Raw genomic sequence first — 16,700 nt, 5'->3', positions numbered from 1 at the left:
CACTTAAAGGAGATGAAGAGTATGGAACATATTTTTAGAGAAGGCCAGCCAAACGCACCAACCTTTATTTTATTACATGGAACTGGTGGTGACGAAAATGATTTATTGCCTTTAGCACAAGCGCTTAATCCTAAATATAATATATTGAGTGTAAGAGGAGAAATTTCAGAAAATGGAATGAACCGTTTCTTCAAACGTCATGGCGAAGGGCAATATGACGTGGAAGATTTAAACTATAGAACAGACAGATTAATTCAATTTTTAAAAGAAGCGGCAGAAACATACCATTTCGATTTGACTAATGCTGTACCTGTAGGTTTTTCAAATGGTTCAAATATTGCGGTTAGTATGATACTGCATCCAGATATTACATTTAATAAAGCATTACTTTATGCGCCATTATACCCTGTGGATTTAGTAAATGATAAAGACTTAAGTAATGTAGAAGTATTATTATCTATGGGTGAAAATGACCCTATCGTTTCAATTCAAGATAGTCAAAATGTTATAGATATTTTTGAAAATCGAGGCGCTACTGTAAAACAAGTGTGGGTAAATAGTCACGAATTGACGCGCGAAGGTATTATCGCAGGACAATCATTATTAAAAGATGATTAATTAATATAACAAGCTACGTATTTTATGTAATGTTGGCTGAATTTAATAGTAAAATATTGACTATAAAAGAGCCCCAGATGATGAATTTAACGTATTATCTTGTCTAACTGACTGAAGATCATAGCGTCATTATCATTTGGGGTTCTTTATCATGATTGATTTGATTTACGAAAAACACCTTTGATAAATATAGGTATTAATAATATAAAACCGAAAATACCCATGACTGGAAATACCTTGCCAATCAACTCTATAAAACCAATAAACGTAGTAGCAAATGTAACGATTGCCATTATAATGATTAAAATATAATAATTTCTTTGATATGGCTCTGTAAAACGAGAAGCAAATGCATACATTAAACCAACAACTGTATTATAAATAACTAATATCATAATAATCGCCATAAATGTGCCGATAATAGGTGAAATATGATTAGCTAATAATAACGAAGGTAGTGCGACGTCTGTTATATTTGTAAATTCAGTTACCATACCAAGGTTTAACATTAATAATAAAAATGTAACAATGGCGCCACCTAAAATACCACCATATATTGTAGATTTTTCGTATTTTAAGCGTCCTCCCATAACAGAAAGGAAACTAAAAGCAGCAGCAATTTGTAAGCTACCATAGTTAATAGCATCAAACCACCACCATTTATCTGTACGGTTATCGTTATTAGCGTATTGATCTGCTGAATTAAAATCAAAGCTACCAGTAGTAAAATAATAAATAGCAATGATTGTTACAATAATAACTAAAAATGGCGTTACCATTCCTAAAACGGTAATCAAGCGATCAAATTTTAAAAAGAGTGTGGCTAATATAATAAGTACTAAAATTAAAGAACTGATGGCGTAAGGTATGCCAAAGCTTTCATGAAGTGTTGAAACACCACCAGCTGTCATAATCATTGCTAACGCAAGTAAAAATAAAGTTAATATAATATCAAAAATGGCAGCAATTGTTCGTGGAAGATAAAATTTTATAGGTTCGGTGTGATTATGTGAGCGCAAACGGTACCCTGTATTTAAAACAAACACACCCCCTATAGTAATAATAAATCCAGTAATAAAAACACCAAACACACTGAATTTGCCATTACTTGTAAAAAATTGGAATATTTCTTGTCCTGTTGCGAAGCCTGCGCCTACAACAACGCCTACAAAGGCAAAGGCTACTATAATCATTTCTTTTAATTTAGGCATATACTTAGAATCCTTTCATGCAATTTACTTTGTAAAAAACACTTATTTAATAAAATATCACAAGTACCTATTTTAGCTGAAAATAAACGAGAAATAAACACAAAAGTTTATATGAAACATACATTTGTATTTTTTGTATGAACGAAAATCTATCAAGCGACCTGAAATTTAAAAAGGTATCAAAAAAGAGGCGAAGTTTAAATCAATATTGATTTAAACTTCACCTCTTAAAATGTTTCATATCATAATTTAGATTATGATATGAAAAGTGTGTGATTTATGAACCTTTAGTGGACAAAACGGTCGTGCATCAACACTTTTAAAACATCAATTTTCTCTTGTATTTCACGACCAGTATTGGTATCACGAATTTTCTTACGTTTTAATTCTTTATCAACGACACGACGAATAGAAAGTTCATCGCCTCCATTAAGTAACACATGTTTTTTAGAATTAAAATGTTGATGCGCCACGAGTTGCATACCAAAGGAATTATAAAGTAACGTGTAGCCTGCGATACCAGTGGTGGATTGATAAGCTTTTGAAAATCCACCATCAATGACAATCATTTTTCCATTAGCTTTGATTGGGTTTTCACCATCAATTTCTTTTACTGGCGTGTGTCCATTAATAATATGTCCTTCTTCTGGGTCAAGGCCAAAGTCCTTGAGCATTTTTTTACACATTTTCACATCTTCACGTAAATAATAATATGGATTTTTAGTTTCTTTGTGTGCTGATTTATCTTTAATGAAATAACGCTCAAATGTTGTCATTGCACGTTTTCCAAATAATGAAGAATACTTACCCGTCCATAAATACCATACAAGGTCAGTTGCTAAATCATCATGTATATCTTTATGATCGAACGCTTCTCGTACAAAATATTCAAAGTGGTCAAGCAAATCTCTGCCATAACATTTTTCTCCATCGATGACCATAGATTCCATTTCACCATTTTCATCTACTGGGATACAGCCATGGATTAAGAGGTTACCATTGTATGGAAGGTACAGCTTACCTTTTTGCATTAAGAAGGTCATATGACGTTTCAGTTTTTCAGATTGTTGTACTGATAATAATAATTTATTTATCACTTCTTGCTCGTCTTCAGTTAATTCATTAGGATTGTTAGGGTCTATAGTTTGAAAACAAGTATGCTCTAATGGATAAGTTTTACCGTAAAGTGTCGCTTCGTTATGCTTATAATCGATACTTTCTAATACTAGGCGCTCTTCCATTTCAAAGTCGGGACGGCGTTTAATGATAGGCGCTTCTAATTTAAATTGAATAATAGCAATCGCTTGGTGGATTTTTGTAATTTGTTCAATTTCAGATTGAGATAATGCTTCAGCATTTTTAGGCTTGAAAGCAGAATTGTCACCTGAATAATGTTTTTCAGCTAAAGTCAATAAAGGGCGTAAATTAATACCATAAGCATCCTCAATAATATTTAAATTATCATAACGCGCACAAATTCTTAGTAAATTGGCTAAACACACTTTGGAACCAGCATATGCACCAATCCACAGTACATCATGATTTCCCCATTGCACATCTACCGATGGGTAATCAATCAACGTATCCATGATTTTATCTGGTTCTGGACCACGGTCATATATATCGCCAACCACATGTAAATGATTGACCACTAGGTGTTGAATAGTAAAAGATAGTCCGATAATCAAATCATCTGATTGCTCAAGCTCGATAATTTGATTCATTAATGTTTGATAATAAGAATGTTTGTTATTATATTTGTTACTTTTATATAAAAGTTCTTCTATTATAAATACGTAATTTTGAGGTAATGATTTACGTAACTTGGTACGTGTATATTTTGAAGAGGCGTAGGTGACTAATTTAATAAGACGATTGATCGTCGTGATATACCATGCGTCTAGACTTTCTTTGGATGTAAAACTATTTTTTACTAACTTTAATTTTTCTTCTGGATAGTAAACAAGAGCAGCAAATTCATTGATTTCCTTTTGTGTTAACGTGTCTTGAAATATATCGTTGATTTTTGAACGTACATTACCTGAACCGTTTCTTAATACATGCTGGAATGCGTGAAATTCACCGTGCAAGTCACTGACAAAATGTTCAGTGCCTTTGGGAAGTTCTAATATAGATTCAAGATTAATAATTTCAGTGGCTAACTCTTCTTTATTATTAAATTGTTGAGATAGCAAATCTAAATATCTTTCTTTTACACTTTTTTCTGTTGTATTATGCATGATTTATGTCACTCCATTTAAGTTGTTTTGTTATTCATCTCTATATAATAAACCGCTTTCATCGTATATATGATATTGTAGCATTTATTCTAGAGAGAATGTCTAGTTCTAATTCGTTTATGAGTACTAGTTATAAATCATCTTGGAATATCAAACATATTTCAAGCTTAATTACGATATTAGCAGAAGATGTCAGGGATGAAAACATACGCGTATTAAGTTTTTAACTATTCATTGAGAGCACTGTGACGTCATATTTAAAATGACATTGATGTTACTCAAATATGTATTTTAGGGTATAAACATAAAAGTTGTAGGAAACATACATTTTTTTGAATCACTATATTACTTATTTGTCTTTTTAAATGTAAAATTACAATTATAATTTTAATGTGCCTGAAGGCTTTAATAACAGTTGTTCAAGGCGTATTTACAGCATTTCGTCTCTATATTATAAAAATTTTTTTCAAAATAACGGTTTAAATTCTTTTTAAGTTTTGTATAATAAATGCATGTAACAAAATTATATAAAGGGAGTTTATTTTATGTTTACATTGGGAGCATCGTTATCGAGCCAAGTTAATCCAGACTGGCAAACATATATTATGCTTGGTGCTTACTTCGTTGTTTTATTAATTATTGGATATTATGGTTATAAAAAAGCAACGGGAAATATTAGTGAATATATGTTGGGCGGTAGGAACATTGGACCTTATGTTACTGCGTTATCTGCTGGTGCATCCGATATGAGTGGTTGGATGATTATGGGATTACCTGGTGAAGTTTACACTACAGGTTTATCCGCTGCTTGGTTAGCCATTGGTCTAACAATTGGTGCATACATAAATTACCTCGTTGTGGCGCCACGTTTACGTGTTTATACAGAAAAAGCAGGAGATGCAATTACATTACCTGATTTCTTTAGAAACCGTTTAGATGATAAATCTAACGTGATTAAAATTATTTCAGGTGGTATTATTGTTGTATTCTTTACGTTGTACACGCACTCGGGGATGGTCTCAGGTGGTAAATTATTTGATAGCGCCTTCGGCTTGGACTATCATTTTGGTCTATTATTAGTTGCCTTTATCGTCATTGCGTATACATTTTTCGGAGGTTATTTAGCCGTATCGTTAACGGATTTCTTCCAAGGTGTCATTATGTTAATCGCGATGGTGATGGTGCCGATAGTAGCAATGATGCAATTGAGTGGGTTAGATACTTTATCACAAGCTGCAGAATTAAAACCTACAAATCTAGATTTATTTAGAGGGACAACAATCATCGGTATTATTTCATTCTTTGCTTGGGGATTAGGTTATTTTGGTCAACCACATATTATTGTGCGTTTTATGTCTATTAAGTCAGTGAAACAATTACCAACAGCTAGACGCTTTGGTATTAGTTGGATGGCGATTAGTTTATTAGGTGCAGTTGGTGTTGGTCTTGTAGGCATTACATTTGTCAATGATGGCGGTGTAACGCTTCAAGATCCAGAAACATTATTTATTTTAATGGGTCAAATACTCTTCCATCCACTTGTTGGTGGATTCTTACTAGCAGCCATTTTAGCTGCGATTATGAGTACGATATCATCACAATTATTAGTGACTTCAAGTTCATTAACCGAAGATTTTTATAAATTATTTCGTGGTGAAGAAGCGGCTAAAAAACATGAAAAAGAATTTGTGCTTGTTGGTCGTCTATCTGTAATTGTAGTCGCTATTGCATCAATTATGATTGCGTGGACACCAAACGATACAATTCTAAATCTTGTAGGTAATGCTTGGGCTGGTTTTGGATCAGCATTTGGACCTCTTGTACTATTAAGTTTATATTGGAAAGGTTTAAGTCGTACTGGTGCAGTCAGCGGAATGTTATCAGGCGCAATTGTAGTCATCATTTGGATTGCATTTGTTAAACCTCTGGGTGACATTAATGATTTCTTTAATTTATATGAAATCGTGCCAGGATTTTTAACAAGTCTAATTGTTACCATTGTAGTTAGTAAAATAACGAAGAAACCTCAAATCGACGTTGAAGGCGATTTAGAAGAAGTTCGTCAAATGGTTAAAGGTGACAATCAAAAAGCTTAAACATAGTTGATTAAGGGGTAAAATATTAACTATGTATCATATTAAACAAAAATAAAGAAATGCTTTAAAATGCTTGTATTTTAAAGCTTAGGGAGAAAATATAGATCGTGAAAGGCTAACTTCTAAGGGGGAAGTTAGTCTTTTTTATATAGAAAAATCAGGTAAAACTCATTTCATCTAATGACTTAACTTAATGGAAAATAAATATAAAGTTATATAACCATTATTACGAAAGTATATATTTATTGCTGTGTACTATTCTTTTTATAGATTCGAATGCACAGATAGATGATTGCAATGGTGATAACGATATACATGATGTATGAATAAGTATGTAAACCATTCATTAGTACATCCCAACTGTTACTTAACATACTTCCTAAAAAGATTAGGGCTATATTCCAAATTGTCGTACCTATTAATGAGAGCACAGTAAATAAAATGATATTCATGCGATTAATGCCAGCAGGTATCGTAATTAATACACGTAACACTGGTATAAAACGACAAATAAATACGGCAATGGCACCGTATTTTTTAAACCACTCATTCGCTCTGGCGATGTCTTTACCTCTTAGCTTAATCCATTTCCCATATTTATCTACAAAACGATATAAGCGTGGTTCAGATATAATGCTACTTATATAATAAAGTAGTATTAACCCAATCAAAGACGCAATAGTGGATATCATAAAGAGTAAAGGTATCGACAAATCAGATTTAACTGTCATTAAACCGGCAAAAGTTAAAATAATTTCAGACGGTATGAAAGGCAATATATTTTCTAACAAGATTAATATTGCAATCGCAGTATAACCCCAAGTATTAATAAAATTTGTCAGTATTTGTTCCATGGCGACAAAATTCGCTCCTTTATATAGTAAAAGTATAACTATAACTATGATTTTTATATTACTTATACATTATAATCCAAGTTATCACATTATGCATAATTGAATAAAATATCAGACTAAAATGATTTAATAGATTTAAGCGAAGCTAATGATAACGAAATAATGTATGGGTAGTTAAATGGTTTACTGTCTTAAAAGGTTACTTTAACCAAAATTAAATAATTTCAAACTTTATATGTGTTTATGCCAGTGTATTTTATAACTTCCATAAATACTTTGATGAAAGGAAAAAAAGTTATTGTAAGCGATTTCATATTGTGGTAATATCTAGGCACACAATAGGTCATATGATGACTAGTGAAATAGGGAGAAAGTGTGGAGACAACATGGAACAAAAAAGAACAAACATAAGATGGTATTTCGCTATTGCATTTTTTATTATAGGCGTTATTGCTTATATGGATAGATCGAATATATCGATCATTGCTGGTCCTATGATGGAAGATTTAAATTTAACGAAAACGCAATTTGGTTTACTAGCTTCATTTTTCTCGCTTGGCTATGCATTGATGCAAGTACCTTCGGGTTTTTTAGCAGAAAAATTTGGTTCGAAAAAAATGTTAACAATTGCGCTTGTTTGGTGGAGTGCTTTCACGATTTTAACAGGTGTTGTTAAAAACCATGGTCTATTATACGCAGTACGTTTTTTATTTGGGGTTGGTGAAGCGCCAATGTATCCTTCCAATGCAGTGTTTAATTCATTTTGGTTTGCAAAGGGAGAAAAAGGACGCGCATCAAGTGCTTTATTAGCAGGATCCTATTTTGGGCCTGTTATCGCTCCAGTAGTAACGATTGCGATTGTTAATATGTTTGGATGGCAAGCTGTATTTTATATTTTTGGTGCAATTGGTATTGTTATTGCATTGTTATGGATAGTCATTGCGAAAGATTTACCAGAACAACATAAGATGGTAAATGAAGCAGAAAAAAGATATATTATGGCAAACCGTGACATTATCAAAATTGAAAAAAATAATGCGCCATGGAATATATTTTTAAGACGCTTTAGTTTTTACGCATTGGCAGCACAGTATTTTGTTGTGCAATTTGTCGTATCACTATTTTTGATATGGTTACCTACGTATTTAACTGAACAGTACAATGTAAAACTAACTGATCCTGATATGGCATGGGCAGCTGGTGCACCATGGATTGCTATGTTTTTACTTATTCTATGTGGCGATGCAATTTCTGATAAATTATTACAAAAAGGCAAATCTAGGTTTATTGCAAGAGCAACGATAGCCGTTATTGGATTTGTAGTATTTTGTATTTCATTATTTATGTCAATTCAAACTAACAATTTAGTAGTTAATGTTTTATGGCTATCGTTATGTTTGGGAGGGATTGGTATTGCAACTGGTATGAGTTGGGCAGCAGCAACCGATTTAGGACGTAATTTCTCTGGTTCTGTATCAGGATGGATGAACTTATGGGGAAATATTGGTGCACTGCTTAGCCCATTGTTAGCAGGTATGTTGGTTGATATTGTAGGTTGGACTGTGACTTTAGAGTTAGTCATTATTCCTGTAATATTTGCAATAGTAATGTGGTTTTTTGTAAAACCAGATCAACCATTAATTATTGAAAAGGATACATTATAATGTTTGTTAAAGTACGTTTTAGGTAAACAATAAAAGGAAACAAACCATAATCAAGGGGGGCCAGTATATGATTGTAGTAACTGCAGTAATGAAGGTTAATCCCGACCAACGCGATAATTACTTAGCCCTAGTAGAGCGTTTGGTGTTACAAGCGAATAAAGAAGAAGGCGCATTATATTATGCTCACTTTGAAAAAACGGATGAGCCAGATACATTTGCTTTTATAGAAAAATATAAAGATGAAGCGGCTTTACAAGCGCATAATCAATCAGAGCATTTTCAAGTATTTTTTAAAGAAGTTGAACCTTATTTAATTGCAGAACCAGAAATAGAAATCGCTATAAGAAAATAATATATTATCAAAAGACTGTAAACCAATCTCATACGTTTACAGTCTTTTTACATAACTTGTTATGCTTTGTAAGCACAATGTTATTATGCTATGTATTTATATTGTATAATAGTTTGTTGTAAATAATTGTAACAGGTATGACACTTAAAAAGATACTTATATAAGGAGAGAAAAATCATGTTATATCAACATGGGACGCTCGGTACGCTGATGGCAGGATTGCTAGATGGCACAATGAAAATCAATGAAGTTTTAAAACATGGCGATTTAGGCATAGGCACCCTAACAGGATCTGATGGCGAAGTTATTATATTAGATGGTGTTGCATACCATGCTGATGCTCAAGGTAATTTCAAACAATTAAATGGTGATGAGATGACACCATTTTCTACTGTAACACCTTTCAAACCAGATAACCGTTTTGAAGTGAGACATATCACTGATTCAGATACTTTATTAGATAAAGCAATGTATCATGCTAAAAGCAAAAATATATTTTTGGCAGTGAAAATAACTGGGAAATTTGAAAGCGTACATGTCAGAATGATGCCAAGACAAGAGAAACCGTATACGAAATTAATTGAATCAGCAAAGCAACAACCTGAGTATATGTATGATCAAATAGAGGGTACCATTGTTGGTTTTTACGCGCCGCAGCTCTTCCATGGGATCGCAGCCGGCGGTTTCCATTTACATTTTGTAGATGAAAAGAAAACGATAGGCGGACATGTACTAGATTTTGAAATGAACCATGGTGAAATAGAGATAAGCAATATTGAAACTTTAGAGCAACATTTCCCTGTAAACAATCAAGACTTTTTAGAAACAGATGTTGATTATTCGACTGTTCATGAGGATATAAAACAGTCGGAATAAGTGCTCAATAAAATGTAAAATAGTATTTATTTAACATATTTATTTAAGCGTTTTGTAGGAAACACCCTAGCAGAAATTAATAAAAGTGTTAAAATAGTTTAGTAATCATTAAAAAGAGTGTATATGATTTCGCAATCAATAATTGTAAAAGTTCTGATTTTGTAATGATACTTCCCCTTCATAGATACTTGTGCGCGCTAAAGTAATTTGAGTCATATATTAATGTCTATCGTTTTGAGTGAAAGCAGGTAAAATGCAGTAGTAACTCGTGTTTAGATGCTTCTATCAATAAGCTTTTTTAAAAATCAAATCACCTTTAAGGGGCGGGAATATGAAATCAAATTATAAATTTTAGATTTCTAACCCGCTCTTTTTATGTTTTAGAGAAAACGCAAATCAAATGTAATAATTAAATTAAAAAATAAAAAGGAGATGTGTACCACCATTGATTAAATATTTAAAATCACTTACCAAATTTAATGCTATGAAAATCGATGTTGCTAAAGGTATTAGACAAGGTATATTAATGTTCCTTCCTCTAATGATTGGTTACTTAGTAGGGTATTTTTCAATAGGTCTGCTAATTTCAACTGGTACTTTAGCTCATATTTATGTGTTTGGCGGTACTGCTAAGTCCAAGCTTCGCACTGTCTTCTTAACATCTATTGTATTTGCAATTGCTATGATGCTCGGTACCTTAACAGTCAATCAACCTGTTATATTCGGAATATTGCTGTTAATCGTAGCAGTTGTGCCATACTATGTGTTTAGTTCCTTAAACATTCCGGGCCCATCGTCAACTTTCTTTATTGTAGCATTTAGTTTGCCAATTAATTTACCAGTTGCGCCTGAAGAAGCTGTAACTAGAGGTATAGCGGTATTTATTGGCGGTTTATTAGCAACACTTGTAGTTATCATCGTCATTTTACTATCAAAAGAATCTGCAGAAGTTAAATCCATAAAAAATGATTATAATATTATTAAACAATTGGTTTATAATTTTGATGATCCTAAAGCATTTGCAAAAGTATCACAATTTGCTGTTACTGCGTTTAGAAATACAGATAATCAACTGATTACTGCAAGCTCTGCCAAATCTCAAAAATCTCCAGAATTTCAACGTTTAATATTGCTCCATAATATTGCTCAGGGTATACATTCAGAATTATTAGAATTAAATGAGGAAAACGCACGCCCTTTACCTAAAGAAATTAGAGCGATGGCAGATTACGTGATCAACTTGGTATTTACACATGGTCAGACAAACAAAACATGGACACAACAAGTTGATATAGAAGAAACATACGAAAAACTCGTCGATAACATATTTAAGGTAGATGCTATCATGAATGCGGATGAAAAACGATTAGAACATGAAGTAGACATTCGTGTGCCTATTTATGGACACCGATTAGTTAATAATCTTACTATAGATTCTTTCGTATTTAGAAATACTTTGCGTTATAGCGTTATCATGGCCATTGCTATTTTTATAGCATTAATGTTTGATTTTGATAAGGCATACTGGATTCCGCTTAGTACACATACCGTGTTATTGGGGTCAACAACATTACACAGCTTTGAACGGGCAGGTTCCAGAGGGATTGGCACAATTATTGGAGTTCTAGCACTCTCTTTAATATTACTATCTATGCCACCCGTTCCAGTTGCTATTATACTCTTAGCTGTTGCTGCAGGTATTACAGAAATATTTGTTGGTGCTAATTATTCATTTGCTGTAATATTTATTACAATCCAAGTTATTTTATTAAATGGATTAGCATCTAATCATCTATCTATCTTAATTGCGTTACCACGTATTATTGATGTAATCGTAGGTATACTGATTGCTGTTGTATGTTTACTCGTCATAGGAAGAAAAACAGCTTCATCAATGTTACCTGGTACGCTTGCTAAAGTGGCACGTAATGAAGCAGTCCTCTTCCATTATTTATTCTCAAGTAATAAATATTCGTCAAGAGAACGTGATAAAAAAGAAATGCTACATTTAAGTGTTCAACTTAATAATATGAAACAGATTTACAGTAGTGCAAATGGTGAAGTATTTAGTAATAAAATGGTTATTCAATACTATTATCCTAGTATCTATGCATTGGAAGAAATAAGCTTTATGTTAACGAGAGCTTTAAGCAATGAACAACGTTACCATATTGATGATGAAACAATGGGACAATATTTATTAGTGTTTGAAAACATTGCTAAACATTTTGAAATTGGTTCAAACATTAATGTTGAAGAACTCACAACTTTACCACAATATATGTATATTAGAACTTCTCTAATGAGTATTCAAAGTAATTGTAAAAATGCTAGACAAGAAGTTAAATTATCTTACGCTTAATAGGATATAAAACGTTAGTCTATAATTATTTATAACCAATATCATATTTCAGGGTACAAATATTTATGATACAAATAAAAGTCGCCTCCATATGTCATGGAGGTGACTTTTTGTGTTTAAATAACGACAACGCTATAGTGAAAGACATAATATAGATTCATATGATAAAAGTAATTAAATAAATTTAAAACAATCATATCACTCGGGCTAACTCGGTTGATTTATATAGGATAAGCATTGAAATAAAACGAGGTGAGTCTCACTGTAGTCTGAAATTTAATTAGAATCACTTTGTTCTCTCGCTTTTTGTTCTTCTTCTTGTTTTTTCTCTTGAATATCTTTTTGTGTTTGTTTTTGTTGCTCTTTTGATTGTTGTTGTTCTTCATGTAACTGTTTGTAACGTTGCTTTTGTCTATAACCATAAGTACTTTCAAGTATGAGTGCTTCGTTATTTAATCCTACACCAATTGCACCAGCTACGGTTGAAATAGATGCCGCAAACCAAGCAAGCTTTATATATATTATTAAATTTGCAGATGTTTTTAATTGTAACGTTTGTCCTAAATAACCCGATGGGAGCACGATTAACGCAGCGATTAAAAATAGTATGAATAGAATAGTATAATAAATCATTACAGAAACAGTTAAAGTCATAGTCGTAGTTAAATTGTATAACGTTGTGATTCTTTTATTATTACTTTCTTTTTTAGATTCCCATAAGCCATGAGCGACAATCATCCAAATCATCATTCCAAATATAGCGGCAAGCATCATCAATAGCAGCCGCCATCCAGCATACGCAAAACTTAAGTTCCACATAGTAGTGAAAATAATACCGAATGCGCCTGTGGTAAATGCAATTGCGACAACGCTACTTAGGCTTTTCAGCATATTGAATGGGTTGTTAGCAAATGTCATACCACTAACTAAACGAAACATACCTTTGGCTCGAGAAGAGACATAATACTGTGTATGTTGAGAAGTAGTATCTTTAAAATAAACAGTACGCGCTTGTAAATTCGATAAAGGAAATTGAGCATTCATAAGCTGCATGCCCCGATGATGTTCGCTATTTTTTTCTGGATTTTTAAATTCATCGATGGCTTGAAGCATAGCTAAAATAGAATTTTGAATACGTTTTTTGATAGGACGCCATCCATAAGCAGGTAAAGAAATTAAACTAGCGCCATTTTGTCTATTAATATCAATAGCAACCACCTTTTGTTGTTCAATGACAGGCAAATCAGTGAGCCCAATCGTATATTTCCAATTATTGTTATCTTGGTAGTCAGTGATTTTAGTAAAAATATCATGAACCGTTTCAGCAGAGCCTGTTAAAGGGTCGATGACTGTTTCAACTTTCCACTCAATTGAATTGTCGTATTGGTTGCTGAGTATATTCGGTAAATCTATTTCAAGATTACGTGCAATTTTTTCAGAGATACCTGGCGCGGCAACAATACCTATTTTAGCGACTGTCGTGCTCATTTAATCCCTCCTCGTGGTGTGATTGTTTCTTGCCTTCATAATAATCATCTTGAGCATAATCACTAGAGTTATTTTCATCTTCTTGTTCTAATGACTTAGCTCTATAATATTGTCTGAAGGAATAAGTTACTCTTTTAATTTTTTCAGCATTTTCAACAGTGGATCCCATAGCACCTGCCAATATACCTAGAGAAGTTATAAACCAGATTAAGTTAATATAATTGAGTACAGTAGGTTCTTTGCTATTTAATGACGTCCAGTTTGAAAACAATTCTGGTGGTACAAATAACAATGTACTTACAGTTAATAGAATATAGAGCGCTATAAAGTTGAAAAATGTAATGGTCGAAAGCGTCGCAAAAGTCGTTATATTATATATAAAGCGATAAAGTTTTTGCGTGTTCGGACTTGGTCGTTCCCATAATTTGTACGAGTATATCAACCAACCAACCATTCCAAAAATAGAAAGAAACATCAATAAAATAAAGCGCCAATAACTATAATCTAAGCTGATATCCCATGGTGTAGAAAAAATGGCTATATAAGTACCTGTAGCAAAAGAAACAGAAATAATTTTTTTAAAATCAAAAATGGCAGACCATGGTTCATTGGCATAAGTCATGCCACAAATTAAATGAAACCAACCTAGTATAGTTGATTTAGCAATAACGCGTGATTTATGATCTGATTTCTTCTCATTAGGAATGACTTCATTAAACTGAGTTAGCTTAAAATATTTGGAATTTAAATCAAGTTGATTTTTATCTGGAGTATGCAAGTACTCAATTATAAAAATTAAACATTCTCGTAATTTATTTTTTAATTTAAAAGCACCTAATGCTGGTAGTGATAATAAAGCTGTTTTATTATCAAAATCCACGTCACATAACGCACTTTTGTTTTTAGAAAAATTAGGTAAATCAGTGATACAAATAGTATAATCCCAATTTTTTTGCTTTTTAATATTAGCAGCGATATCTAAGGCTTTATCCATATGTTCAGCAGTACCAATCATGGATGCTATATGCATATCAAACTGCCACTCAACCTCTGAATCAACGTGATTTTTAAAATCCTTTGGGAGTTCAGAATATATTTTGTTGATGAGTTTATGTGGCATGTCAGGAGATGGTATTAACCCGATTGTGACCTTCATGTTAGTTTGACCTCCTTTTTTAACTATTACACTTCCTATAATTAATTCCCGATAAATCAAAGATAAATCATATTGATTTTACAATTCATTAAATTTAAATAGCATAGGCTTGATTAGTTTAAACAAAAGGTGGTAAAAGAAAACTAATAAATATAATCAGGAGGTTTTTAATTTATGCCTTGGACTATGGAAGATTACCCACAAAGTTGGAAAAACATGGAGCCCTTAGAACGGAAGAAAGCTATAGATATTGGTAATGCGATGTTAAAGGATGGCTATAAAGAAGAAAATACGATACCAATTGCGACCAAACAAGCAGAAAATTGGTATCAAACGGCTTCTAAAAAAGAATTAGAAGAGTTGAAAAATAAAAAAATTACAGTACATGAAAAAGATGAATCAAGCAATCCAAAATTAAATAATAAGGACGTACATGTGTATTATGAAGACGATGCTTGGAAAATAAAATCAGAAGATGCGAAACAAGCTTCTGATAGTTTTGATAAAAAAGAAGATGCTATGAAACGCGCACGCAATATCGCAGATAATAGAAAAACTGAAATCATTGAACACAAAAAGGATGAGTAATATCAAAAATGACTATGAGCGTGGGCGTTTGAAAGTCACTTAAAGTGTTCGTTCGCATACACGTGTATTTACAGTTGTCTACTGTTAATATGATATGCCCCCTAAGATAATAATTCCTTTATATCTTAGTCTCAATAGTCTAATATTATGGCTGATTTATATACTATTTTATTTTAAATGTATTTTAATTCAGCTATAATATTTATAAAGTGAGAGTTATGGAGGTACGATTTATGTACATTGAACGCAAGCCTACTCTAAATATGGATGATTTAAAAGCAGAATTTAAAGAGAGTTTGGCCTATATAAACAACTACGAAGAAGCATTTGAAATGGTTATCGATTTTGTATCTTTAGAACAATTGTACTCTTCTGCACTTAAAGAAATCAGTACTAAACTTGATATCTTAGATGATCATTTCAAACAAATGTATAAGCATAATCCAATTCATCATATGGAACGCCGAGTCAAAGAAATGAGAAGTTTGATTAAAAAATTAGACCGAAAAGGTTATCCAATTAATACTGAATCAGCTAAAGAGTACATTTTAGACATTGCGGGTATTAGAGTTGTTTGCAATTATATGGATGATATTTATGTAATCGAAGAACTATTGTTAAAACAAGCGGATGTGCAACTTATAAAGCGTAAAGATTATATAAAAACGCCGAAAGGTAACGGTTACAGAAGTTTGCATATTGTAGTCTCAATACCAGTATTTCTAGCTCACTCTGTAGAAAAGGTGCCAGTAGAAATTCAAATTAGAACAATTGGTATGGATATGTGGGCGAGTTTAGAGCACAAGATTCGTTATAAAAATCAAAAAAATACTGAAGATTATAGAGAAGTTCTAAAACAATGTGCAAATGAAATAACGACGGTTGAAAGTAAAATGCAAAATATCCATACTGAAGTTTTTGACAATTAAGTTACTGTCTGAACTAAGGCAAGATTTTTTAACCCAAACTTGTATTCGTTAACTTAAGTTATTTTGTACGATTAAGGTAATAGGTCATCCTGTTACTGTAATCAAATACATTAATGAGCGTGTAATGGTACACATTGAGCTCAATCAAATAATTAATATTAAAAAAAGTGGTATGTCTATTCAAATTAGGCATGCCGCTTTTTTTGTGAAATAAAGACGTGAATTTTAAAGTGCAAGCGTTTGCATTTTTGTTGCTTGTATATTAA

General features: G+C 32.3%; 13 protein-coding genes. 8 read left to right on the top strand and 5 right to left on the bottom strand.

The annotated features are described in order from the left end of the window. Positions 1-21: 21 nt before the first annotated feature. A complete protein-coding gene (mhqD, locus tag KA900_RS04755) occupies positions 22-618 on the top strand; it encodes a methylhydroquinone degradation carboxylesterase MhqD (protein WP_096808430.1) in 597 nt (198 codons plus the stop codon). A 149-nt stretch (positions 619-767) separates the two neighbouring features. Here mhqD and KA900_RS04750 read toward each other — a convergent pair whose 3' ends face one another. Both KA900_RS04750 and KA900_RS04745 read right to left on the bottom strand, forming a co-directional pair. Next, positions 768-1,829, bottom strand: a complete 1,062-nt coding sequence (locus tag KA900_RS04750) for a YkvI family membrane protein (RefSeq protein ID WP_103372848.1) — start codon at positions 1,827-1,829, stop codon at positions 768-770. Between the two features lie 287 nt (positions 1,830-2,116). After that, entirely contained in the window at positions 2,117-4,069 is a 1,953-nt protein-coding gene (locus KA900_RS04745; protein ID WP_096808432.1) for a fructose-1,6-bisphosphatase, read from the bottom strand. Positions 4,070-4,614: 545 nt separating this feature from the next. On the opposite strand from KA900_RS04745, the gene putP reads away from it, so the two are divergent. Then, entirely contained in the window at positions 4,615-6,165 is a 1,551-nt protein-coding gene (gene putP, locus KA900_RS04740; RefSeq protein ID WP_103372847.1) for a sodium/proline symporter PutP, read from the top strand. Positions 6,166-6,407: 242 nt separating this feature from the next. Here putP and uptA read toward each other — a convergent pair whose 3' ends face one another. Then, on the bottom strand, positions 6,408-7,019 hold the full coding sequence (gene uptA, locus KA900_RS04735; RefSeq protein ID WP_103372846.1) for an undecaprenyl phosphate transporter UptA: 612 nt from the start codon (positions 7,017-7,019) through the stop codon (positions 6,408-6,410). 386 nt (positions 7,020-7,405) lie between these two features. Between uptA and KA900_RS04730 the strand changes: the two genes are divergently transcribed. From KA900_RS04730 to KA900_RS04715, 4 genes are all read left to right on the top strand, one after another. Beyond that, a complete protein-coding gene (locus KA900_RS04730) occupies positions 7,406-8,683 on the top strand; it encodes a pyruvate MFS transporter (RefSeq protein WP_210139338.1) in 1,278 nt (425 codons plus the stop codon). 67 nt (positions 8,684-8,750) lie between these two features. Further along, positions 8,751-9,035, top strand: a complete 285-nt coding sequence (locus tag KA900_RS04725) for a putative quinol monooxygenase (RefSeq protein WP_096808436.1) — start codon at positions 8,751-8,753, stop codon at positions 9,033-9,035. Positions 9,036-9,212: 177 nt separating this feature from the next. Beyond that, positions 9,213-9,911, top strand: coding sequence for an acetolactate decarboxylase (gene budA / locus KA900_RS04720; protein WP_103372843.1), 699 nt, complete (start codon positions 9,213-9,215; stop codon positions 9,909-9,911). Between the two features lie 445 nt (positions 9,912-10,356). After that, the gene (locus tag KA900_RS04715; protein WP_115341942.1) at positions 10,357-12,273 is read left to right on the top strand and encodes an FUSC family protein; all 1,917 of its coding nucleotides are present in this window, start codon (positions 10,357-10,359) and stop codon (positions 12,271-12,273) included. A gap of 276 nt (positions 12,274-12,549) precedes the next feature. On the opposite strand, the gene KA900_RS04710 is transcribed toward KA900_RS04715, so the two are convergent. After that, complete coding sequence (locus KA900_RS04710; protein ID WP_115341943.1) at positions 12,550-13,761, bottom strand: 5,10-methylene-tetrahydrofolate dehydrogenase; 1,212 nt, start codon at positions 13,759-13,761, stop codon at positions 12,550-12,552. Continuing rightward, a complete protein-coding gene (locus tag KA900_RS04705; protein WP_103372840.1) occupies positions 13,742-14,917 on the bottom strand; it encodes a hypothetical protein in 1,176 nt (391 codons plus the stop codon). The genes KA900_RS04710 and KA900_RS04705 overlap by 20 nt, the downstream gene beginning before the upstream one ends. 174 nt (positions 14,918-15,091) lie before the next feature. Between KA900_RS04705 and KA900_RS04700 the strand changes: the two genes are divergently transcribed. Then, complete coding sequence (locus KA900_RS04700; RefSeq protein WP_096808441.1) at positions 15,092-15,505, top strand: DUF2188 domain-containing protein; 414 nt, start codon at positions 15,092-15,094, stop codon at positions 15,503-15,505. A 233-nt stretch (positions 15,506-15,738) separates the two neighbouring features. Further along, positions 15,739-16,434: a GTP pyrophosphokinase gene (locus KA900_RS04695; RefSeq protein WP_096808442.1), complete on the top strand. Its 696-nt coding sequence runs from the start codon at positions 15,739-15,741 to the stop codon at positions 16,432-16,434. The last annotated feature ends 266 nt before the right edge of the window (positions 16,435-16,700 follow it).

This window comes from Staphylococcus sp. GDY8P120P (assembly GCF_017892065.1).
Classification (GTDB): Bacteria; Bacillota; Bacilli; order Staphylococcales; family Staphylococcaceae; genus Staphylococcus; species Staphylococcus nepalensis.
This window is presented reverse-complemented; position numbering and strand designations above follow the sequence as displayed.